This is a genomic window from Rhizobium sophoriradicis (genome assembly GCF_003939025.1).
In the GTDB taxonomy this organism is placed as follows: domain Bacteria; phylum Pseudomonadota; class Alphaproteobacteria; order Rhizobiales; family Rhizobiaceae; genus Rhizobium; species Rhizobium sophoriradicis.
This window is the reverse complement of record NZ_RQIH01000008.1, coordinates 115799-139111: the sequence shown is the minus strand read 5'-3', so window position 1 is coordinate 139111 and position 23313 is coordinate 115799. Positions and strand designations below refer to the sequence as shown.

Sequence of the window (23313 nt, the reverse complement as noted above, 5' to 3'; positions counted from 1 at the left end):
CGTGTTCGGTCAGAAGAAATGACGGGAACAGCATGACGGAAGACAGCGCAAAGCCATTCTCCTTCCGATTCCATGGTTCGTCCTTCGACAACATGGTGGAAACCCTGGGGGGTGCATTTGGCGCGTTCGATGCCGAGCCCGTCGGCCGCGCCAAGGACTTCCATTGGGGATTGGATTTTTCGGTGGCGAACAGCGCGGTCCTGCTGACCGGCTATCATGAGGCGGAGTTCCAGTTCAACATCGAGCCGACCGTCAGCACGGCCGAATATCTGTCGCTGGTCGTCCCCCGTCGCGGCGGCATGGGGGTGACCTATGGAGCGCGCAAGGCCGAAGCCGGGCAAGGAAAATTGCTTCTCTACAACAATTTCGAACCCGATAGCGTTCTCATGCATGGGCAAGGGAACGTCATCGACGAACTGCTGATCAACTGGCCCGTTATCCTCCAGACAATCGGCCAGACTTTCGAAATGCCGTTCAGTGGATCGCTCGACCTGCTGCCGGAACTGGACCTGTCGACACCGGTCGGCCGGACGATCGGCAATCTCACCGAAACGATCATATCAGGGATGCGCGACGACGGCCCCTTGCTGCAGTCGCCGATCGCCATGGCGCACATGACTCAGGCGCTGTCCGATCTGGTCGTGCGCATGGTGCCGCACCGGCTGTCGCATTTTCTCGAAAAGGGGCCGGCGCTGATCGCTCCGAGGCATGTGCGCAGGGCGATCGAGTTCATGCAGGCCAATATCGATCAACCGATCACCATGCCGAAGGTGGCCGAAGCGGCCGGCGTCTCGAGCAGGGCGCTCGAAACCGGTTTTCGCGCCTTCAAGGGTACATCTCCCGCCGCCTATCTGCTGATGCTTCGTCTGCGCGCGGCGCGGCAGGACCTGCTCGATCCCGAAAGCAAGGAGACGATGAAGGCCATCTGCCTCAAATGGGGCTTCTTCCATTTCGGCCGCTTTTCCGCGGTCTACCGGACGACCTATGGGGAATACCCCTCAGACACGAGGAAGCGCGTCAGCCACCGATAAGCCGGCCTGCATCGCAGTCATCGCAAAATCACTGCACAAGTTTGGCCGACATGCGTCAGGGATTGGCCAATCTGTAGAACACTCTCATCGTTCTCGGATCCCGCTTGACGATCTCAAGCGTGTCATCTCGCTCGGCAAGCGCGTTGAGTTCCCGCAGCACAAGCGCATGCGCGATCCCCAGCTTGCGTGCAAAGGAGCGGCTGTCAGTTGCTATGTTGAGCTCCGCGGCGACGAGCAGACCGGCCTGGATCGAGGTCAGCCCCGCATTCCTGGCTTGCGCCGCAGCGACAAGGACAAGAAATCGGCCGGCGTCGGATGCCTCTTCGCTCACGCGGCATGTCGCCGGCGGAAGGAAACCATGATTGATTTCGAGGTCGGCGTGTCGCTTTCATCGCCGGCGCTGCCAAGCGGCACGAGCACGTTCAACTCGGGATAATAACCGGCGATGCTGCCTCGCGGAATGTCATAGGGGACAAGGCGGAAATTCCGCGCGACGCGCTCGATGCCGTCATCGTGCTCGCCGACTACATCGATGCGGTCGCCGGCCTCGGCATTCATCGCCCTCAGATCTTCAGGATTTATGAAGATGACCTGCCGCTCTCCGTAGACGCCACGGTATCGGTCGTCGAGGCCGTAGACGGTGGTATTGTACTGATCGTGCGAGCGGAACGTCTGGAGGGCGAAGCGTCCCTCGCCTTTTCGCGCGCGCTGATGCACCGTCTGCTCGGGAAGCGCCTGGCAGGAAAATGACGCTTTGCCAGTGGGCGTCTGCCACTGCCGATGGGCGGCGGCATTGCGCAGATGGAAGCCGCGCGGCTTGCGCAGGCGCCTATTGTAGTCCTCGAAGCCGGGAATGGTCGCCTCGATATGATCGCGGATGCGATCGTAATCCTCGGCAAGTTCCGCCCAGTCGACCACGGAAGGGCCGACCGTCGCTTGCGCAATGCCGGCAATGATGGCGACTTCCGAGAGAAGATGCGGTGAGGCCGGACGATTGATGCCGGCGGAACCATGCACCATGCTCATCGAATCCTCGACGCTCACGAGCTGGGAATTGCCGGCCGCGTTGAGGTCCATCTCGGTCCGTCCGAGGCACGGCAGGATAAAGGCCGTCTCGCCGGGCATCAGATGCGAATGGTTCGGCTTGGTCGCGATATGCACCGTCAGTTTCAGCCGCCGAAGCGCTTTCTCGACGAGGGTGCTGTCGGGTGTGGCGCGGGCAAAGTTGCCGCCAAGCCCGATGAAGGCCTCAGCCGAGCCGTCGAGCATCGCCCCGATCGCGGAAAGCACGTTGTGGCCGTGCAGGCGCGGGACCGTGAAACGGAAATGCTTCTCCAGCGCATCGAGGAAATCGTCCGAAGGCTGTTCGTTGATACCGACAGTTCGGTCGCCCTGCACGTTGGAATGGCCGCGCACCGGGCAAAGGCCGGCGCCGGACCGGCCGATATTGCCGCGCAGAAACATGAAGTTGGCAATCTCTCGGATCGTCGCCACCGAATGCAGATGCTGCGTCACGCCCATCGCCCAGGTGCAGATGACCCGTTCGGCAGCGATATAGACATCGGCCGCCCGTTCGATCTCCTCTCGGCTCAACCCCGATTGATCTTCGATGTCGGCCCAGCTCGTCGCCTCCACAGCCGCCCGGTATTCGGCAAAACCTGCGCAATGTTCGACAAGAAAGGCATGATCGAGAACCGGCGGCAGACCGGCGGCGACGGCCGCGTCTTCCGCAGCCAGCACGGCCTTTGCCATTCCGCGCACCGCAGCCATGTCGCCGCCGAGTTGCGGCTGGAGATAATGGCTGGCGATATCCGTCGAACCGCCCCGCAGCATTTCGATCTTGTCCTGCGGATCGGAGAAGCGCTCCAGGCCGCGCTCGCGGATCGGATTGAAGACGACGATGCGCGCGCCGCGAAGCGCTGCCCGGCGCAGGTCGCCGAGCATTCTCGGATGGTTCGTGCCGGGGTTCTGTCCGATCACGAAAATCGCGTCGGCCTCCTCGAAATCCTCCAGCAGAACGGTGCCTTTGCCGACGCCGACCGCCTGGCGCATGGCGATGCCGCTGGCCTCGTGGCACATGTTGGAGCAATCGGGAAAATTATTGGTGCCGTAGATGCGCACGAACAGCTGATAGAGGAAGGCGGCCTCGTTGCTGGCCCGGCCGGACGTATAGAATTCCGCACGATCGGGATTATCGAGGCCCTTGAGGATGCTGCCGATCTCGGTAAAGGCATCCTCCCACGCCACCGGCAGGTAGCGGTTGCTTATTGCATCATAGCGCATGGGATGGGTAAGGCGGCCGTTGAGCTCAAGTTCGTAATCCGACAGCCGGCGAAGCTCGGATACCGTATTTTCCGCGAAGAAAGCCGGCGTTGCCCGCTTCTCCGTCGCTTCCCAGGCGACGGCCTTGACCCCGTTCTCGCAGAACTCGAACGAGGATCCGTGTTCCGGGTCGCCCCAGGCGCAGCCCGGGCAATCGAACCCATCCGGCTGGTTCGCTTTCAGCATCGTTCGCGCCCCAGCGATCGGCATCCCGCTTTGAAGCAACTGCTTCCCGCAGCTCTTCAAAGCGCCCCAGCCGCCGGCTGCCGCCGATTTCTTCCCAATGAATTTTGTGTCCATGCGCCCCTGTATTGCCGAAGCCGGACAAACATCAAGGCCTTACAAGCGATGGTTTGATAGAAAAATCCTATCGAGCGCGCGCAGCTCTCCGGGAGGTAAACAGGATTGCGGTCTAACCGGTTTCCTTGAGCGCATGCCCGTTCTCGCGCGAATGCGCCAGGATGCGGTTGCGGCCTTGCGTCTTGGCCTCGTAGAGTGCGGTATCGGCCTCGGCGAGTAGACGGTTGGGGCTGGCGCGCAACGTTGCTCCTGTCGCGCAGGATATGCCGATACTGGCGGTTACACATCCGAATTCGCTGCCGGAATGAAGGATATTCTCCTTGGCCAGTCGGCGGGCGAATTGCTCGGCGACGATCATTGCCCCCTTGGCGCTGGTGTCGGGAAGGAACACCACAAATTCCTCCCCACCATAGCGCGCGACGATGTCCGCCGGCCGGCTGACGGATTGGCGCAGGCACTTGCTGACGACGCGCAGGCATTGGTCGCCGGCCGGATGCCCATAGGTATCGTTATAGGCCTTGAAGCGGTCGATATCGACCATCAGCAGGCTGAAGGGCGTGTTCTTCCTGGCGCTGCCGGCGGTCTCACGCGCGAAGATTTCATCGAAGGCGCGGCGATTGACGATACCGGTCAGCCCGTCGGTCTCGGCCAGATTCCTCAATTGCTCCGCCGACAGCCTGAGCGCGATTTCCGCCTGCTTCGTCGCCGTGATGTCCGAGACGACAGCCATCGCCGTGCCATCTTCGGCAAGTCTCGTGCGAATGCTGCGCCAGTCGCCGTTGTGTAGCTGAACCTCTTCGTCCTTGTTGCTGTGCAACGTCGCGCTGGTCAGCTTGATCCACTCTTCCGGATCACCCTCGACCACGCCCGGCCGCTCGCCGGTTTCAACGACACGGCGCAGGATGTCGCTGATATGGGCGCCGACCACCCGGGCATCGCCGGACAGCGGAAAGGCGCTGCGGTACTGATCGTTGCAAAAGATAAGAAAACCCTTGCTGTCGTACATGGCGATACCATCGGACATGCCGGCCATTGCATGCGACAAGAGGTTCTTGCTTTCACGCAATTCACGCTCCAAGGCCGTGCGCTCGGTCACATCTCGTGTCACGCCGGCCAGGCCGATCACTCGGCCCTGCCTGTCCCGGAGCGGCACCTTGGAGGCAAGCAGGAATCTGCCTTCAATATATTCGGTGGAATCGATCAGCGGCACGCCGGTGTCTATGACCTGCTGCTCGAGATAATAGAGTTTCTCGGCGAGCGGCCGCGACATCAGATTGAAATCCGACAATCCGATCATCTCCGCCGTCGTCCTGAACCGGAAAAGCCGGGTCATGTTTTCATTGACGGTGATGAAGCGGCTGTTTCGATCCTTCACATAGAGATAGTCGGGCGACTGCGAAAATGCCGTCACCAATATGCTGCGTTCGAGCTCCCAGTGCTGTGTCTTCAGCAGAACGGAACCGCCCAGAACGGTTGCCAGGCAATTCAACGCGGTCAGGGGAAAACCGACGCCGGCGAGCACATGAGCGGTCACGAGAGTGGGAAGCAGAGCCATGGATAGAACCAGTGCAACGCCAAGGGCGAGGCTCAGCAGCGCAACGTCCATAAGCACCGGAGATCTCTTGCGGGTCCAGAAATGGCCGGCCACACCAATGCCGGCAGCCACGGCCATCGTGACGATCCCGTCGAGCATCGCCGTGCCGCCGACGGCAAATCGAAAGGCCATCGCCAGCGATGCGGCAAAAGCCGCCGCTATCGGCCCGCCGAACATGCCGGCCAATGCCAGCGGCGAAAATCGCAGATCGATATAGATGCCCGGATGAAACTCAACGGCCAGCAATATGGATCCGATGGAGGCGCCGCCGGCTATGATTCCGAAGGCGATCCTCTCCTGCATGAACGACCGGCGCTGAAACTGAATCGAAAAGAGCGCCCAGAGCGACATTGCCAGGGATACGAAGGAAAGGTTGCCACCGAATTGCGTCCAGATGCCATTCACTGCGTTGGTTCCACCTTCCCAAACCATGTAACGAACCTGTTATACGACGATACTGGTTTGAGCTTCGTTAAATCGGAGGGTGACCAATACTGCGTAGTGTTCCACTTGTGTGCGAACATCTTGTCGCCGCAAGGGTTCGCCGGCGCGCGCGGCCGCAATGCGCGGCATCGGCGGTCGCCAATCCCGTACCAGACGCATGCCGAGCTACACCGTATCGGTTTGCCCTTGGGCGTGCGATCCCAACGCGAGCGGTTGATACAGACCAGCCGGACTCCGCGCCATGAGCACCGGAAAGGCGATGATATCGACAGCCCGTGTAGGAGCGCCATATTATCTGTCACGTCGCGATAAGTGAGGGCCTGCGGGAGCGTTCGCGGTCGAAATCAAACCCTCAAGCGGGACGATAAAGCTCGTACCGGTGGCAGGCAATTTCAGGGTAGTGGCAGTTGACATGAAGACGCGACACTGGGATCGCAGGGGAGACAGCGGGCTCACTTTTACGGAACTCGGGTTTGGCACGGCGCCGCTCGGCAATCTCTATCGAGCAATCACCGATGATGCGGCGGCAGCCGTATTGGATGCAGCCTGGCGATACGGCATCCGCTACTTCGACACCGCACCGCTCTACGGGCTTGGCCTCGCGGAAAGGCGGGTCGGCCATTTCCTTGCGACGAAAAAGCGCGAAGACTTCGTGGTGTCGACAAAAGTTGGACGGATCTTGAAGGTCTGCCGACCCGAACAGCGGACCGGCATCGGCAAATTCTTCGATACTCCCAGTCGTCGGGAAGTTTTCGACTACAGCTACGATGGCGTCATGCGATCGTTCGAAGCATCTTTCGAGCGCACCGGTCTCGACAGCTTCGATATTCTGTTCGTACACGACCTGGATGTCTTCAATCACGGCACGCAAGCAGCCTGCGACCACTATGTCGGGCAATTCATGGGCGGTGGATACCAGGCAATGATCTCGCTACGCGACCAGGGAGTCGTGAAGGCGATCGGTGGCGGAATAAACGAGTGGGAGATGTGTCAGGCGCTGGCCGAACGGGGGGATTTCGATCTGTTCCTGCTTGCCGGACGCTATACTCTGCTTGAGCAGGAGGCATTGGAATCCTTTCTCCCCATGTGCGAAGCCCGCGATATCGGCATAGTGCTCGGCGGCCCGTATAATTCCGGCATCCTGGCGACGGGGCCGATTGCCGGCGCACGATATAATTACTCCGACGCCCCTTCCGAAATCGTCGACAAGGTCCGGCGAATAGAGCAAGTCTGCCGCAAACACGAAGTCGCCCTGGCAGATGCGGCGCTCAACTTTCCGCTCTTCCATCCAGCTGTCGTTTCCGTCATCCCCGGTGGCCAGTCGGTCGATCAAGTGGCGTCAAACGCCCGCGGGCGCAGCACACCTATCCCTTGCGCGCTGTGGGAGGACCTGAAGATGCTTGGCTTGATGCGCGCGGACGCGCCCGTCTGCGAGGGATCGAACGGAACGGGCTGACCTACCTGTTCCTGGCGCTGGTCGGACCGCAAATCTTTCAAGTGGAGGTCCGCCTGCCGGCAAGCTCGTGTTTTGCGGCATGTCACCGACCATGTTCGCCCCGATGGCCGCGCAGGCCTTTTCAGCGGCGGAACCCGTTCAGCGCCTCGGCGAGCCTCAGCCAAAGATCGTGTGGCGGCGACGGAACCGGTCGCGAACCATCGTCCGAGCACCGGATTTCGCCACCAGTCTCATCCGGCACCACCGTGGCCAGCATTCGCCGGAATTTTGAAGCCTTGTTCGTAAAACGCTCCGCCCCCTGTTCGCCGAGCACGGTGCGGACTGTCGCCATGGCAAGATTGAAGTTCTTCTGCAGCGGTCCAAATGCGCCGCGGTGCTTGTCCCGCATGCCGCGATGGAGATCGCCTTGGGCGAGAGCGGCCATCGCATCGTTGAAATCATCGAGGTTACTGCCGATCGACGACATCAGTTCATTGAGCATCGTCGCCGAACGCCTAAAATTCGGGTCCGTATAGTCGGCATTCATTCGCCGCGTCAGATCGCCATTCATGGCACCATCGGCGAATGCCGCGATGTCAGCGCAGAATCGGGCCTTCTGATCCTCGAGGTCCACCGCGCTTTCGGGATCGCGAGGATCCCGGCCTTGATGCGTCGTGTTCGGTCCGGAGCCGTTCATGTCTCGACCACGCACCAGCCTTAGCGCAACACGCCGCCGTCGTCGGACTCGTGACGGATCAAGAGAGCAGCACAGCCATGCACCATATTCTATTCCCCACTGACCAATTGCGCCGCTGCCGCTCATGAGTGCGCCGGCGCCAGCTTTGCCAAAAGCAGGACCATCCAAGGCAGCGACGCTTTAAAAAAGTCCTTCCTTGCCCCTACTGCCGGATAATTGCCGCGCAGAACGGACAGCATCAGCGCTTTTTGACCCTGATCCGGCAGCCTGCAGCCATGGCGTCGGATCATCGCCGCCGGTTCGATGCGCAGCCTGGCGCACCATCCCGGTCAGCTCCTCCTAATCGACCCGCTTCAGGTCTTTGGGAACGCCATATCCCGATCCGTCGTACCGCAGCCGGTACTTGCGGGTCGTCGTCTCATCTTCGCTCTTGCAACCATTATCCGTTCCGACCGTGTTGACGGATGTCCTCGTTTTCTCTGTGACAACGATGTCGGCAATCGTGTCTTTCGCTGATGGAACCATCGAAAGCGTGCGGGTGGTTTCGCTAAACTCACCGGCGCAGACGGTATCCCATTCTCCCTGACTTTCGCCGACGACAATATTGTCGAGAACCGGCTTTAGCCGATCACCTTCGATCGAAAAAAGCCATAAGGTCGTTTCACCAAATGGATTGGCGCGCGAGCTGCCATCCCGCGAAACACGCAGGCCGAAAGCCGTTCTCTTCGGCGCGAGCTGATAACGTGCGGTATCGAAGGCGACGCTTCGTACACGAAAGGCGTCGTCGGACATAAGGCCGTCAAGACGCAGCCGCTGCCTTACTTGCAGGTTGGTGCTGTCGACGACGAGCAGTTCGATATCGCCTTCGTTTTCCGAATCCGACTGCTCCGTCATCAACGGAACCGCAATCAGCGTCAGCTGGGGTTGAGCCGGCCAAACCCGGCAGATCACCGCATGCGGATCGCCATCAACACCGTCGCCCTTGGCTAACGTGAGGGTTGCCCCCTCGAACAGAAGAGTACCATCATCGGCATTTGTCGCGCTCGGATAGGCCCGCCGAATGATGTCTGCCGTACGGCCGGCGCATTCATTCTGCCCCGCCAATCCCGCCGGAGCGCCGAGCCCGATCAGGACGATCGGTGCGAAGAACAAGGTTCGGACGTTCGAAAACCGCTTCACATCAATTCTCGACCAGACGGTCATGTCCGATCGTACGAACAGCTTCGAGATGCCCAAAAGCACCCCGTCCACTCTCCTTCGGATCGACATAGCGTTCAAATGTAAAGGGTCCCATCTGCGTCAGAACGCCCAGATATTCGATGAAGCCGCCGATTGAAAAATCCTTAGCGGCGCCGGCGCCGCCGAGGCGGAAATGCGGGACCATAGTATAGACCTGACTGGCATCAATCGGCCCGAGCCGCCGGCGTACGGCATCGAAAACTGGCTTGCCGGTCGTAGAATCCACCCAGCCGTTAATATCGAAAACACTGGCGTCCACGGCGGAAGCTACCGCCATATCGTCATCGAAGGGAGGCATACCCTCGATGACTTTGGTGGTAATGTCCGTGGTGGTGACCGTGCCGGAATTCACATTGAGCGTGATCACCTTAAATGTGGGATGCCAGATGCTGACTTCACCGAATGCATCACGCAAGAAAGGCACCATTCTTCCGGCGTCGAATTCCGGATCGCCGGCAGACAGCGTATGCAAAACAGGCATGATCGGTTCCGGATCGCAGATCCAGTAGAGACCATCACGCCACTGCCCGCGACCATGTTCAATCCAGAAATCAACCATGGCGTCAGGCAACTTCCCGCGGTAGCGCTCAGCCTGCAAAGCGGAAACCGCTATACCGTCTTTGATTGGTCCGAATTCATCCATTATTTCCTGCAGGGGGCGCCGAGGTGTAGCGGCCATATTGGCTCCAAATTCTTGTCGTGAGGCCACCAGTTGCTCATCAGCCACTCGATTCGGTCAAGGCGATCCTTTGTCGCTCCCACCCTTGAACGGCCGTGCCGAAAGGTCTTTCGGGATATCGTATTGATGCCAACCCGCATCGTCCAAGATGTAATAGCGAAGCCCGTAATCGAAAACATAGAGCTTGTCGTTCTGGACGAAAATCGCACTCGGCTGCAGGACAAAGGGGGCGGAGCGCATCTTCACCTTGGGCACAAACGGCTTTGCCAAATGCCCATCGAACCGGAAGAGTTCAGTGCCCGTCGCAAGAACGAGATCGTTGCGCAAGCGAACGGCGTCCTTGAAATTCTTCTCGCGATCGGCAATCGATGAGATATCGGCAAAACCGGTATTTGGATTACCCTTCATCACAAGACCGTCGGAGCCGATGACGTAGTTCGCCTCGACACCATCACTCTCGACATCGGCTACATAGCCATAAGCGGGAAGAGACCGAGCGATGCGATCCGGTAATACCTGCTGCTTCCAGGCGCCGGGCCGGCCTGTGGAAAGTGTTTTCAGACGCGGATAGCGATCCATTTCGGCATAAAGCTTTTTCTGATTCTCAAATTCCTCGTCCTCAGACATTCCGTCTCGATAAAGCGGATGGCCAGGATAGAGATTGAAATGCCGCGTGTTCGCCGCCTGCGTCGCCACGATGAAAATATCACCGCTATGATTGGTCCCAAGGATCGTCCAATCGGGCACGTTGTAGGGATACGCTGTTGGCGGAGACGGAGAAACATCTTGCCAGGATTTTGCTTTACAAAGCTTCAGAAAGCCTTTGCCACCCGCAACCAGCCATTGATCTTCCACCGGCAGAATGGAACTGAACAGGATCTCGGGCGCATCATCGGATTCGGCCTGGGTTCCCGGAATGATCGAGTGCTCTGCGCCTTTGGGACTGATCAAATAGATGTCGCCGTTTAGGCTGAGCGCCACATAAGATGGCTCGCCCGCGTCATCGGCCCGCGGCACCACTCTGATATCCCTTAATTCGCGTCGTACATCCAGGCGCGAAAATGTCTGCGCTTTGGCATCCCGAGTGAGAATGATAGTATAGGGATCGTCCCAGCGCGGACCGCCGAGCAAAAGCGCAAAGTACCGATCATCCGCCATAGCCGCGGCGTAAAGCGTCGGCTCCCATGCTCCATAGAGCTCTTCGAAATCTTCATCGTCATTAATGGCGTCGGTCATCGAGTCTTGGCCGCCCGTAGTCCTTTGAAATCGCGCTCCAGCAACTCAGGCGGAATTTCGATTTCTGTCCAGCGTTCACCATCGAAGGTATGAACGCCATGTTTCGTGTCGAAGTAATACAGCACATCGTCAACAGCCTGGACTTTGAGCGGGTTGGGAATGTTGCGATTGATGCTCGGATCAAGGACGGGTTTCAAGGGAGACAGCAGATGTCCATCGAACCAGTGCAAAGCGTAATCAGACGCGATCACCATCCGATCCTTGAATTTCGTAATCGAGCGCAAATTCTCATCATTTCCCTTGAAGGAAATATCCTGAAAACCATGCTCGGCATTGCCGAACAAAATGACGCCATTACCGCCGACAGCCCAGATCTTGTCTTTTGATTCAACGAAGATGTCAGAAAGGGTTTCTGGCTCCGGATAGTGTTTTCCTGAGCGCGGCTTGGCCACAATCCGCCATTCTTGCCCGTTCCAATGGTAGAGGCGGCCCTCCAAAACACGCGTCTGGCCTTCGGCGGCATGGTGAATGGCTAGTGCCTCATCGGTTTTTCCTAGCTCAAATAGCTCCGCGGCGCACTCTTCTTCCTCCTCGGTCAATTGGCGCTTTGTGCTCGTTGGAGAATATTTAACGTTCATGTAGAGGCTGGTTTCTGATATGCCGTTCAGATCACCGAAGACGAGGTAATCATAGGTTTCTGGCGCCTGCGGCAGCCTTTCCTTTCGAAACCAGTCGATGTCGATATCCGTCAGGCGGTAAAGCTGCGAGTGATAACCCGTTACGAACAAGGCGTCGCCAATCAGCGCTATTGAGTTGACGTATGCGAGGTCGGTCGCATCGTCGGAATAGACGCTGGCTCCTTGGATTTTCCGGTGTGTGGAATTCTGTCCCATCGCCAGTGTATAAACATCGCCTTCGTCACTGAGGGCGTAGATGATCGGTCGTCCATCCTCTCCGATTTTGCCGGTAAGACCATCGATCTTGCGCGGGACGTCGGAGCGGGACCATGGCTGTTCCAATCCGCCTTCATGAACCAGCACATAGGAATACATATCCTCATAATCTTTGCCGCTGAACACGACACAAAACGTGTCTTTCCCGAGAGCAATGGCTCCATCAATGTGGTGTCGATCGAATGCCTTCATGTTCCGTCACTTCAAGCGGTGCCGACCGACCTTCAGGACATCACGCGTTGCCCGCAAGGCAGGGCGTGTCCGCTATTTACAGATATGGCTGCAAGCATACGATAGACGAGCCCTATTGTCTGGCAGGTAAGCCTCTGAACTCGCGTTGCAGAAGTGACGGCGGAATCTCGTACCAATTCCATGACAGCCCGTCCCACCTGCACACGCCATGCTTCCTGTCAAAATAAATCAGCGTGTTATCGGAAGATTGAATTTTCAGCGGGGCGGGAACATTTCGGTTTATAGCTGCAGAACTTAGTTTGGGCTTCACAATGCTAAGCTTATGGCCGTCAAATCGGCGAAGACCGTCGTCTGTGGCCACAAACAACTCGGAACGATACCACGCGGCGCTGAACAAAGTTTCTTTATCCCCGTGGAAGCCGACCTTCTCAAATCCTCCTTCGATGGTTCCCTGCATAATCAGACCTCCCACGCCCAAAAGCCAAATGCGCTGCTCCGGGTCGCGGTATAGTGCTCTAATCATGCAATCTTCAGGGAGGGTTAATCGAGAGAAGCTGCCGTCGAGATAATGATAGACGCGTTGGATGCGTGGCCTTGAAACGCGCTCGGATCGTTGCTCCTTCATCATCTTTAGAAACTGCTCCGGGCTGACGTTTTCCCAAGTTTTGGGATCGAACTGCGCAGCGTTCGGTGCTGAATAAGGTCGTTGAAAACTTTCGATCAGGAGCGAACCTTCCAAGGAAATCGCATTCCCGAAATGTTCAGCCTCATAACCATCCTGCCGGGACTTATCCGCAGAAAGCCGTTGCCATGTTCCAAGGCCCTCTCGGCGGTAGAGTTGGCGACTATCCCCGACGACATATTGATTATCTCCGTCGATCACCAAGGTGTTGACTGCCCCGAAACCCTCCGCATCGTCACTGAGAACTCCGGCTCCGAGAATCTTCGATCGCTCCACCTGTTCGTTTTTCAGGACATACACGTCGCCCTCGTTGCTGAGCGCTACAGGTATTGGACCACCCGAAGCTGCGTCTTCCATATAACTGATATCGACGATTTCGCGCTCAACATCCGTTCTGCTCCAAGGTTGGGAAAACCTCCCATCGTAGGAAATGATCGCAGTAAACGGATCGTCATATTCCAGCTCGCCAACACATATTGTGAAGCGGTCTGCGTCAAATGCCGCGGCGGCTTGAATCGTCGCCTTCCAGTCACTGCCAATCATTAATAATGTCCCCTTCTAAGAACAGTTTCGGCATCGCCGGACGGGAGCGGTCGTTCTTTCGTTCGCCCAGGAGCTGCGAATCCTGTTTTCGATGCGACCTGGCCTGTAGCCATGGCGGCGGCTAATGCTTTACATTCTTCCGGCAAATCCGGGATATCTTCAATAACTTTGAGACTTTCGGCGAGTATTGCACCCATCGGCGCGGTGCCCGGTACGGGGCTTGCGAGATCCGAAAACCGTTGCCGGAGCACGCCATGCAATCCTTCGCTATCGCTCCCATGCTGTCGGGTTAGCAAACAAATTGACATCCCCTGGTTAAGCGTGGGCGCGTTCGGGATACGATTCTCTGTAGAATTATATTCCGATTTAACAGGTCGTCGCCCTAGCCTGTAAGCCATGTCAGGAACGATATGGTGAGCATTGCCCCGACATATGGGCTCGATCTCCTCATAGGGGCCGACGATGCACCGACGTTGGGAGCCTTCCTCATCAACGCGCGCGCCCTCCGTCTGAGGAAGTGGTTGCGGTTTCTGTTTTTCCTCGATCTCCTGTTGCCTCCGGCGTCGCGCATTCTCTGCTCGCTCCGATCGGAACCACTCCTGAATGTCATCAACGTCGACGCCTTGCTCCTCGAGTTCGCGTGCTTTCCGGAAAAGTACGCTTTCGAAATCATCTTGAGGCATTTCGTCGTACCACGGCATTGCCGTTGAGGTTGGCCACATACCCTCGATAAATGCTCCGATGCCAGTCATCGCCCGACCAAATCGGCCGAGCCTTCCGACCCATTTGCCAACTTTGATGGACGGTCGGGGCGGAGGCTTATTCCACTGCGGGACATTCGGCCGGATGACTTGTCCCGGCGGTCGAGGCACCGGGGCTGGTCGGGCCGGCACAGGAACCGTTTGAGGCACCGTTGCCGGGACCGCCTGAGCATATTGCGCACCCATGATAATCGGCTCGGGTGAGGCATCGCTGATGACCCTGCCTTCGTCACTGCCGTTCCAGCGGAGAGACCCCGGAACAGGATCGTCGTCTTCCGGCGCTGCGAATGTCTCGGTACCACGGATGAAGATCGCTTCGCCCTGCGTGTTCCGATTGTTCATCCAGAAGCGGTCGAGATGGCGGATGACATGGGAGCCCTCAGCGCGTACCTGCTCGGCATGACCGATCGGCTCGCAAATATTTTCAACGGTGCCGGATTTGAAACCCTTTTTCGTTCCCGGTGCATCGCCATGGACGTGGGTCGTGCAGGAGCGCATGACCATCGCCTTCTTGCCGGTAAAGCGGACGGTTGGCGTGTAGTCTTTGTCGTGCCCGCAATAGTCGACGATCGGGTACGGGACGGGGACGGCAGACGAGCCTACCGGAGTCAGGCAGACATCCGGCGATAGCGAGACGACCCGCGCCTCGTCCAAGTCGCGCAATCCCTCTCGCGGTTGTTTCGTCGTCCATGGTCTTGGATAATCGGGCTCGCCGACATAGTTGTCGCGTGGGATGCTCATGCTGCTACCCCGCCCATTGGAGCCTCGACGTTGAGCCGTACCCGCGTCAGCGTCAGCTCGGTTCCTAGAGCCTCCGCAAGCGCAAAGCGGGCTCGCCAAGTCAGCATCACTCGCTCGTCGTCTCGCCAGTCGAAATGTACGCCGTCCAGCGACAGCAGGTGCCATTCGTCCCGATCATGGCCAACACACCGTACCCCCAGCGTTATTCCCGGCAACCGCCCCGCGGCGCGCGCAAAGCGCGGGTGCAGATCATCCAACTGATAATCCTCGTCACCGGCCAGATGTGGAACGGCAACAAGATCTGGATGGGCGCATTGCCAGAAGCGCTCATCGAAATCCCTGGGCAGAAGCGGATGGCGCTCGTTGAGCCAAACATCGTCATAAGTGCCGGCATGTTGCTGGCGGGACCGCCACCAGGGCGACACGAGGCCCAATCCCTGCGGCTCGGCAGGCTCGCGCCAATTCAGCGTCTCACCGGGTGAGGTAATTTGTGGTGCGGCGACAGGCGGGTGATCCGAGGGCATGTCGAGATTGACGATGCCGCAGCCGAGTGGATTGCGCGCTTCGACATCGGCGGGTGTTTCCGTTTCCGGGTTGCCCGTACCAGGTATTTGGCCGCCATAGGCCTTGCTCCAGCATATCGGCACCTGGGATGCCGGCTCGGCTTGCGTGAGTTGCCAATCCGTCAGGACGCGTTTGGGTTCTCTGGCAGAAAAGCCCGCCCATTTTTCATTGATCACAGGGCGCCAGAAACGTGCGCCGTGGACTTCGAGCCTCTTGGAAAGCTCTCCGACGCGCAGGCCAACTTGCCAAGACGGGGCTGGCGTGCCGCCCGGCGCATAAGCATTGCCAAGGAATGTGATGTCGGTTCCAGCCTTCTCCGGCGTCAGGTCGGTCTGGCGCAGCAGGGGGCCGGCATGGGGATCGCTCTCATAGGCGTCCTCCCATTGGAAATCTTCCTGTTTCGCGGCGATGGCGAGCGGATCGCCCTGGCGGTGAACGAAGGTTCCGCGAACCGACACGACGCAATCCAAATCCCCATTCGCGTCGAATTGCCGGAAAGCCATAGCCGGAAAGGGAAGCCGATTGATCAGTTCCAAGCGAACTTCCTCCTCAGTTCAGGTCGATCGGCTTGCCGCGCATCTGGAAGTGTTCGGTCGCAACGAAGTTGAAGGTTTTGCCGAGGATGATCACTTCGCCGTTGGCTTTCATGATGAATTTGGAATCGCCGCATTCGATGACAAATTCCTCGCCGACCGCGATCTTCTTGAACTTGCCGACGCTCTCCAGCGAGGTCTGACCGACATTGGTGACCTTGCTCATTCCGATCTGCTCGGCCCGCGCTATGCCGATCGTGTCGGATTTGAAGGCGCCGACGATGGTGTTCATGATGCCGGGCATTGGGAAAAGGCCCGAAGCCGCATCGCCCACTCCTGTGCCGGAACCGGCAAGCGCTGTGCCCGCATCCGCTCTTGGCGACGGCCCTGCCACCACGCCCTCGCGGCTGCCCAGTCCGCCGGCGCCGAGAAAGCCGAGCGCAGAAGAAGCAACCGTGCCGGCGAAGGCCGCAAGCCCGGCCCCGCCGCCGCCTGCAATTTGCCCGGCCTGCGCCAGGAGCCCGGCGGTATGTCCCGAGAGACCGCTGACCGCACCCATCAGCGCCATCGCCATCGGCCCGGTGCCGCCGACGACGGTGTTCACGGAACCGCCGATTTCATGCTTCTGATTACCACTGACTTCCACCGCGCGATTACCACCAATCGCCGAGACCTCGTGCCGGTCGACGCGCTTGGTGCGGTCGTTCAGCACGCGGGTCGTCTGGTCCTTCTGCGCATGGAAGAACATGTTCTCCTGGCCGGCCTCGTCTTCGAAGGTCATTTCGTTGAAGCCGGTGCCCTTATGGGTGTTCGAGCGCATGACCATGCGCGTCTTGTTGGCTGGCAGATCGTAAGGGACGGTGTTGCTGGGATTGGGCACCACACCGGTCACCAGCGGCCGGTCGGGGTCGCCGTCGACGAAGGCGACCATCACTTCCATGCCGATGCGCGGGATAACCTGGGCGCCCCAGGTGCCGCCGCCCCAGACCTGGCTGACGCGCACCCAGCAGGTGTCGGAACCGTCCTTCTTGGCCTTGCGGTCCCAGGGGAACCACAGCTTGATGCGGCCGTATTGGTCGGGATGGATCTCCTCGCCGGCGGGGCCGGCGACGATCGCCACCTGCGTGCCCTCGATGCGCGGCCGCTTCGTTTCGCGATGCGGCGTCATCGGCACCCGCGACGGTACGGCCTCGAAGGTGTTGGTATATTCCGGCTCATTGCTGTTGGTCTCATAGGAGCGGTCGACGACGGTATGGGTCGCCTTCACCACCACATGCTCCTCATAGACATGGTCGGGGTGGGCGACCTCATAGGGGGTGAAGCGGCGTCCCGCCTCCAGGATGCGGGATGTCGAGCCGCCAAAGACCCGGTCGTGATCGGCTTCGGAGGCCTGCATCCTCAGTTTTTCCGCCCGCTCCGCCTCGGCGACGGAGGAAATGCGCGCCGGATATTCGTAAAGCTCGCGCCTGGTTGCTTCCGGCATCTGCACCAGCGATGGCGTCATCGTGCCCGGCACCATGCGCGGGGTTTCGAAGTTCCAGTCGGCGCCGGCGCGCTGGCCCGGCACGTAGGAATAACGCCGGCTCCATTCGGTGATATGGTTACGGTCGGCCGAGCCCTGCGCCAGGCGGACCTGGCCCTCGCCCTGCGCCGATGGCGACGGGCCGAGCCAGGATCGGGCGCTGTCGGCCACATGCAGCTTGTGTTTGCCGTCCTCGTGGGAGAACCAGTAGAACAGGCCGTCCTCTTCGAAACGGCGGGTGAGGAAGGCAAGATCGGTTTCGTTCCACTGCACCGAATAATGCTGCGGCGGTGGTGGCGTGATCACGCCCGACGTGTCCGGCGCCGGAATGCCGTGCTCGGAAAACAGCGTCTCGACGATGTCGATCGAGGTCTTGTCCATCCAGATGCGGCAGTCGGAGCGGCGCGACAGCAGCCACATCTGCGGCCGCAGCACCATGGAGTAGGAGCGCAGCCCGCGGGTGATCGGCGGCCCCTCGTTGAGTTCGGTCACCAGGCCGTTGAACGGCCGGCGCACGGCGCCTTCGCCATCGCCCTGTTGCACTTCCACGGAGACATCCATCAGCCGGCCGATCAGCTCCTCCGGCTTGACCGACGGCTTCTTGGCGCGCGCGGAAACCTTGATTTCGAAGAGCGACGAAATACCTTCATCGATCGTCACGCGCTCCGGCAGAAGTTGGTCCTCGCCGAGCGGCGAGACGATCTTCAGGATACGGTTCGCCTGGATGAAGTCGGCGGCAGAGGGCTGATCGTTCATGAGTTGACCTCAAACCTTAAGACGTGCGGCTCGACAGGAGCGGCCAGAACCAGATCGACTGGGATTGGTAGTAGCAGGAAGAGGCGCACTGAGCCGCGTCGGCGGCCCCGATGACCAGATCGATATGCCCGCCACCGCGATAACCCGGTATGCAGTTGAAGGCGACGACGCCCTTGCGGGCTCCAATGCCGGATTGCGCCGTCGCGGAGGTGTAGGATTCGTAAGTGCCGAGATAGCGTGAGGTCGCCAAAAGATCGGCGAGCCGGCGCATGGAGACCTCCAGGCCCTTGTTGGCGTGTGGGCCCTTGAGGATATTGTGAGATTTCGGGGAGATCTTGATGCCGGACCTCACGAAGGCGAGGCTGACGCGCACGGCGCAGGTATTCGCGTAGAGTGGATTGTTTAGAAGCGCGTCCCAACCAAGCTCGCGAAAAAGATCCTGCTGACTGACATAGTTAGGCCGATATGTGGTGCTGCTCGGATAATTGGCGTAAAGCTCATCGAAAGCTACGTTGATCATGTCGGCTCCAAAATCATTTTTCTTTGCAGGGAAAGGATTTGCTGAGCGCAGCGGAGACAGAGATCGCAGCATTCTGCTGCAGAGCCTCCGGTGCCAATGTTTGCAGATGGCCGAAGACGCGGTCCGTCAGCTCGTGAATGAGGACACCGCCTTCAATGCACCAGGTCTTTCCATCTGTCGCATCGGCAACGCCGGCCACGTAGGCCGCGCCACGCTCGTACGAGATTTGCCGGCGAAGTTCCGGATTCGTGATATCCGGCGCGGCATCGCCCTTGAGCGCTTCCAGGAGCTGCTGGTTGCTCATGCGCCAGATATCGGACTGCTGCGCTTGGACGGGCACGGCGCCGACAAGCAGCAGGATGGCCATGACAGGCCCCATCCAGCTATCGTGCTTCCCCGCATTGCGCAAATTAGGGCCATTGCCGAGCGAAGACTTCATCCACCAGCTCACAAAATCAAAGAGTTCAGATTGCCGACGACATATCGTTCATCGATAGAGACCTTCTCAGCCTACGGCCGCAGCAGATGCTTCCGAGAAGCGTTTCAGAAAGCCGTCGACAAGGGTGCGCCGGTCGAAATAGTGAAGAAGTTCCAACCGATTGTTGTTGCCGTTGAAATAGGCCGCGGCCATCGGCCGTTCCCCGGTCTTCTGGATGAAAGTCACCGCCGGATTGCCGTAGAGCAGACGCGTCGGCGCCGGATCCTCGCCGTAGATGCGAAGGAAATTCAACGTGACGGAGGTCTTGTAGTGCTCCAGCGCCTTGGCTGTGAAGATATTCTTCTTGCCGAGATAGCGGTGCATCACCGTCGTGCGGCCGTTTGGGCGGGCCGTCAGCTGCGTTCCGGATTCAAAGAATTCCGATAGCAGTTCCCTCACGCCCGGCGAACCCTGCAGCTTGCGGCCCTTGAAATAAACATCTTCGCCGATCGCAAGCGTGTAGACGCTGCGCATCACCTGAAGATGACTGGTACCTAGCCCCTTGACACCCTTAATTTTGAAGCTGGGCGCCACCATGCCGAAAACACTTTCGTCGAAGACTTCCTCGACGATAAGATGGTAGTTCGTCAGTTTCACATTATCGATGTCCAATCCGCTCATGGGAAAGACTTCCTTCAGCCCGCGACGACAATGAAGTGAGCGGACGCCATCGTGAAAGGCGCCCGCTCCAGTCGGATATTAAGCGGCCTTGGTGGTCGCCAGATCGTAGGAAGCGATCATCGGCGACTGCGGCGAGTGCTTGTCGTCGTAAGGCGTGTACTTCACTTCCATCTTGGTGAAGTTCAGCTTGATCGTCTCGACCGGGCGGTCACCGTTGGAATCGATCGAGTAGCTGGCGATCAGCGTGTTCTCGAGCGAATACTCGATATAGGTGTCGCCGGGATTGCCCGTGGTGACGAGATGGATGACCGAGCGCTTGCCGGTGCGGCCCGAGCAGGCCTCCTGGAAGAGCTTGGTCGACGAGGAGTCGCTGACCTTGGTGAGGATCACTTCCGAAACGGTCGGCTCGGAAGCTTCGCGGTTGGCCGCCGAACCAGCGGAGGTGTTCATGTTGCGGGAAACGTTCCAGTGGATGGCTTCGATATCCATCCACTTGCGATGCTGTTCGTGGGTCGCATCACCCTGGATACCGTCGATCTGAAGATAAATCGGCATTCTGTAAGCTCTCCTATTGGCGGTTGAGTGCCTAGTTGCGTCTAAGGCGTAGTCGCCTTTCTTCGTCCTGCTCCCCGAGCGCGTTTGCGGCTCGGGGCTACTTCATCCGACAACCGGCTTTCCCCCGGCGTGCCGAATTCCTGGGGGGCGGCCTCTTCGGCATCGAGGCCGAAGCGTTGCCCATCGTAACCGATGGTGATCCCCGTAATTTTCTTCCCGGCCGCGACGGCATCGAGGAAAAACGTCGAAAGAACAGGCAGGAGGTCGCGGGCGATCATGACCTCGATCGCGCGGGCGCCCATCTCGCTGGTGCGGGCGCGCGAAATCAGCGCGTCGCGGGCTGCCGGCGACAATGAAAGCGTCGTCCCGTAAGTGGCGGCAACTCGCTCGCGGATTCGGCCGATCTGGATGTCGACGATGCCCGACAGCGTCTCCGGCCCAAGCGGCATGAAGGGCAGCACGGTCGTGCGGCCGAGGAAGGCCGGCTTGAAATGCTTCTGCAATTCCGGCAGCAGCATCGCTTCCAGCGCTTCCGCCTCCGGCATCGTCTCGGGATCGGCGGCAAGGGCTGCGATCATTTCCGAACCGGTGTTCGCCGTCATGACGATGGTGGTGTTCTTGAAATCGATGTCGCGACCTTCGCCATCACGCAGCGTTCCCTTGTCGAACACCTGGTAGAAGATTTCCTGAACGCCGGGATGGGCCTTGTCGATCTCGTCGAGCAGCAGCACTCCATAGGGCCTGCGCCTCACCGCCTCGGTCAGCACGCCGCCTTCGCCGTAACCGACATAACCGGGCGGCGAGCCGAGAAGCATGGAAATCTTATGCTCCTCCTTGAACTCGGACATGTTGATGGTCGTTAAATAGCGGCTGCCGCCATAGAGCATGTCGGCAAGCGACAGCGCCGTCTCGGTCTTGCCGGTGCCGGACATGCCGACCAACAGAAAAACGGCCGGCGGCCGGCGCGGATCGGAAAGTCCGGCGCGCGAGGCCCGCATGGCCGAAGCGATGCGTTCGATCGCCGCGTCCTGGCCGAGCACCCTCTCCTTCAGGCGGGCATCGAGCGTCTTGACGGTTTCGATCTGGTCCGCCAGCAGCTTGCCGACAGGAATTCCGGTCCAGCGGGCAACGATTGATGCAACGACGTCCTTGTCGACCACACGCGGCAACAGGGCCGTTTGATCCGCCACCGCCGCGAGTGTCCGTTCGGTCACGGCAAAGGCGGCGCGGGCGGCTTCCGCGGTCATGGCCTGCGGCGGGAAAGGCGCAACATTCGTGCCGTCGCCACTGTCCGCCGGCGCCAACGGGACGATGGCATCGTCCGGCGAAAAGAATTCCTCCAGCCGGTCGGCCTCGCGGACGAGCCGGTTTTCTTCCTCGAACTGCGACCGGAGCGCTTCGATCTGCGCAACGATCTGCTGCTGTTTGACGGCGATTTCGCCAAGCCGGGCGGCCTTTTCCGGTGTCTCGGGTTCTCGCGCAAGCCAGTTTGCCTCGGTTTCCAGGAGATCGCGTTCGTCGGTAGGCTGTTTCAAAGCCTCCGGCCTCGTCTGGCGGGCCAGCGCCACGGCGGCGGCAGCCGTGTCGATCAGGCTGATCGCCTTATCGGGAAGCTGCCGGTCCGGCAGGTATCGCGCCGAAAGGCGGACGGCGGCGACGATCGCCTCGTCGCGGATACGCACCTTGTGATGGATTTTAAGGCTTTGTGCCACGCCGCGCAGCATCCGGATTGCGGCCTCTTCGTCCGGCTCGCGGACATGCACGGTCTGGAAGCGGCGGGTCAGGGCCGCATCCTTCTCGATGAAGCGCTTGTATTCGCTCCAGGTCGTTGCCGCGATCGTCCTGAGTTCTCCGCGCGCCAAAGCCGGTTTTAAGATATTTGCGGCATCGCCTTGCCCTGCCTGTCCGCCGGCGCCGATCAACCCGTGCGCCTCGTCAATGAACAAAATGATCGGTTCCGACGACGTCTTTACCGCGTCGACCACGCCATGCAGGCGCCGTTCGAACTCGCCTTTGACGCCGGCGCCGGCCTGCAGCAGGCTAAGATCCAGCAGCAGCAGCTTCACATCCTTCAGCCGGGCCGGAACATTGCCGGCGGCGATCTCCAATGCGAGCGCTTCGGCAACCGCGGTCTTGCCGACACCCGCGTCGCCGACCAGGATCGGATTGTTCTGCCGACGGCGCGTCAGGATATCGATCAGCTGCCGCAACTCAGCGTCGCGGCCAATGACCGGATCGATGCGGCCCGCGCGGGCGTCGGCCGTCATGTCGTGCGTGTAGAGCCGCAGAAATTCATTGCCTGCCGATGTCGCGGTGGGCACGGAAAGCTGGTCCGACGGGCCGGAGGCCTTTTCCAGCAGTTTGTCGAGCATTGCCCGGTCGAGATTGCGTATCGAGGGGGCGATACCGCGCACAACCACCCGCAATGCCGAATCGCCGGTCAGGGCGGCGAGCAGATCGGCCAGCAGCACGACATTACGGCCGCACTGCAGCGATGCAACCAGGAAGGATTCCCGACCGAGGGCCAGCAGATTGGGGGAGAGCGCCAGCGCGGCACCGGCCTCCCGCGGAATGTCGGCGATCGCCGCATCCAGCTCCGTTCTCAGCATTTCCGAGGAGAGTTTGAGCTCTTCGAAGACGGCCGAAAACGCCGCAATATCAAGAAGGGAGCGAAGCCAATGAGCGACGTCCACGACGGCGTGCTGGTGGCGCACGGCGAGCGAAGCCGCTGTCTCAAGTCCGACACGTAAATTAGGCTCAAGCGTTCTTATCAGACGATTGAGATCGATATTCGACATCCGCAAGTCCCGTTTATTCGACGAAATTCAGTGCGTCCTCGTGATGCGAAGCAACAACTAGGGCGCTCATAAACCCTTGTCCAGAAGAAAAAAGACTCTATTTTCAAAAACGAGCAT

Annotated in this window: 19 protein-coding genes; 2 read left to right on the top strand and 17 right to left on the bottom strand. The window is 59.6% G+C overall.

Features of this window, described 5'->3' with window-relative positions; genetic code table 11:
• Window positions 1-32: 32 nt before the first annotated feature.
• Window positions 33-1031 (top strand): AraC family transcriptional regulator, encoded by a 999-nt coding sequence (locus tag EFR00_RS15145; RefSeq protein ID WP_077989025.1) that lies wholly within the window; start codon window positions 33-35, stop codon window positions 1029-1031.
• 55 nt (window positions 1032-1086) lie between these two features.
• On the opposite strand, the gene EFR00_RS15140 is transcribed toward EFR00_RS15145, so the two are convergent.
• The 3 genes from EFR00_RS15140 to EFR00_RS15130 all read right to left on the bottom strand — a co-directional run bounded on the left by EFR00_RS15140 (window position 1087) and on the right by EFR00_RS15130 (window position 5679).
• Window positions 1087-1362, bottom strand: coding sequence for a hypothetical protein (locus EFR00_RS15140; RefSeq protein WP_077989024.1), 276 nt, complete (start codon window positions 1360-1362; stop codon window positions 1087-1089).
• Window positions 1359-3653: an FdhF/YdeP family oxidoreductase gene (locus EFR00_RS15135; RefSeq protein WP_077989023.1), complete on the bottom strand. Its 2295-nt coding sequence runs from the start codon at window positions 3651-3653 to the stop codon at window positions 1359-1361. Before EFR00_RS15135 ends, EFR00_RS15140 begins: the two co-directional genes overlap by 4 nt.
• A gap of 112 nt (window positions 3654-3765) precedes the next feature.
• A complete protein-coding gene (locus EFR00_RS15130; RefSeq protein WP_183602374.1) occupies window positions 3766-5679 on the bottom strand; it encodes a diguanylate cyclase in 1914 nt (637 codons plus the stop codon).
• 424 nt (window positions 5680-6103) lie between these two features.
• On the opposite strand from EFR00_RS15130, the gene EFR00_RS15125 reads away from it, so the two are divergent.
• Window positions 6104-7147: an aldo/keto reductase gene (locus EFR00_RS15125; RefSeq protein WP_077989021.1), complete on the top strand. Its 1044-nt coding sequence runs from the start codon at window positions 6104-6106 to the stop codon at window positions 7145-7147.
• Window positions 7148-7268: 121 nt separating this feature from the next.
• Here the strand turns inward: EFR00_RS15125 and EFR00_RS15120 are convergent, their stop codons facing one another.
• The 14 genes from EFR00_RS15120 to tssH form a co-directional block, all read right to left on the bottom strand.
• Entirely contained in the window at window positions 7269-7823 is a 555-nt protein-coding gene (locus tag EFR00_RS15120) for a methyl-accepting chemotaxis protein (protein ID WP_210299562.1), read from the bottom strand.
• Window positions 7824-8162: 339 nt separating this feature from the next.
• The gene (locus tag EFR00_RS15115) at window positions 8163-9026 is read right to left on the bottom strand and encodes a PA3715 family protein (RefSeq protein WP_210299568.1); all 864 of its coding nucleotides are present in this window, start codon (window positions 9024-9026) and stop codon (window positions 8163-8165) included.
• Window positions 9004-9705 carry a GAD-like domain-containing protein gene (locus EFR00_RS15110; RefSeq protein ID WP_245345097.1) on the bottom strand — a complete coding sequence of 234 codons (702 nt, stop codon included), beginning with the start codon at window positions 9703-9705 and terminating at the stop codon, window positions 9004-9006. Before EFR00_RS15110 ends, EFR00_RS15115 begins: the two co-directional genes overlap by 23 nt.
• 93 nt (window positions 9706-9798) lie before the next feature.
• Window positions 9799-10977, bottom strand: a complete 1179-nt coding sequence (locus EFR00_RS15105) for a hypothetical protein (protein WP_077989018.1) — start codon at window positions 10975-10977, stop codon at window positions 9799-9801.
• Window positions 10974-12122, bottom strand: a complete 1149-nt coding sequence (locus EFR00_RS33300) for a hypothetical protein (RefSeq protein ID WP_086156618.1) — start codon at window positions 12120-12122, stop codon at window positions 10974-10976. Before EFR00_RS33300 ends, EFR00_RS15105 begins: the two co-directional genes overlap by 4 nt.
• A gap of 112 nt (window positions 12123-12234) precedes the next feature.
• A complete protein-coding gene (locus EFR00_RS15095) occupies window positions 12235-13347 on the bottom strand; it encodes a hypothetical protein (protein ID WP_077989017.1) in 1113 nt (370 codons plus the stop codon).
• The gene (locus EFR00_RS15090; protein WP_077989016.1) at window positions 13347-14849 is read right to left on the bottom strand and encodes a DUF4150 domain-containing protein; all 1503 of its coding nucleotides are present in this window, start codon (window positions 14847-14849) and stop codon (window positions 13347-13349) included. Before EFR00_RS15090 ends, EFR00_RS15095 begins: the two co-directional genes overlap by 1 nt.
• On the bottom strand, window positions 14846-15949 hold the full coding sequence (locus tag EFR00_RS15085; RefSeq protein WP_077989015.1) for a DUF2169 family type VI secretion system accessory protein: 1104 nt from the start codon (window positions 15947-15949) through the stop codon (window positions 14846-14848). Before EFR00_RS15085 ends, EFR00_RS15090 begins: the two co-directional genes overlap by 4 nt.
• Before the next feature lie 13 nt (window positions 15950-15962).
• Window positions 15963-18224 carry a type VI secretion system tip protein TssI/VgrG gene (gene tssI, locus EFR00_RS15080; protein WP_077989014.1) on the bottom strand — a complete coding sequence of 754 codons (2262 nt, stop codon included), beginning with the start codon at window positions 18222-18224 and terminating at the stop codon, window positions 15963-15965.
• Window positions 18225-18240: 16 nt separating this feature from the next.
• Window positions 18241-18744, bottom strand: coding sequence for a T6SS effector amidase Tae4 family protein (locus EFR00_RS15075; RefSeq protein ID WP_210282099.1), 504 nt, complete (start codon window positions 18742-18744; stop codon window positions 18241-18243).
• Window positions 18745-18757: 13 nt separating this feature from the next.
• Window positions 18758-19111, bottom strand: a complete 354-nt coding sequence (locus tag EFR00_RS15070) for a Rap1a/Tai family immunity protein (protein ID WP_208655962.1) — start codon at window positions 19109-19111, stop codon at window positions 18758-18760.
• A gap of 138 nt (window positions 19112-19249) precedes the next feature.
• Entirely contained in the window at window positions 19250-19843 is a 594-nt protein-coding gene (locus tag EFR00_RS15065; RefSeq protein ID WP_077989012.1) for a hypothetical protein, read from the bottom strand.
• A gap of 78 nt (window positions 19844-19921) precedes the next feature.
• The gene (locus tag EFR00_RS15060; RefSeq protein ID WP_009990920.1) at window positions 19922-20398 is read right to left on the bottom strand and encodes an Hcp family type VI secretion system effector; all 477 of its coding nucleotides are present in this window, start codon (window positions 20396-20398) and stop codon (window positions 19922-19924) included.
• 41 nt (window positions 20399-20439) lie between these two features.
• Window positions 20440-23196 (bottom strand): type VI secretion system ATPase TssH, encoded by a 2757-nt coding sequence (gene tssH, locus EFR00_RS15055; protein ID WP_077989011.1) that lies wholly within the window; start codon window positions 23194-23196, stop codon window positions 20440-20442.
• Window positions 23197-23313 lie beyond the last annotated feature (117 nt).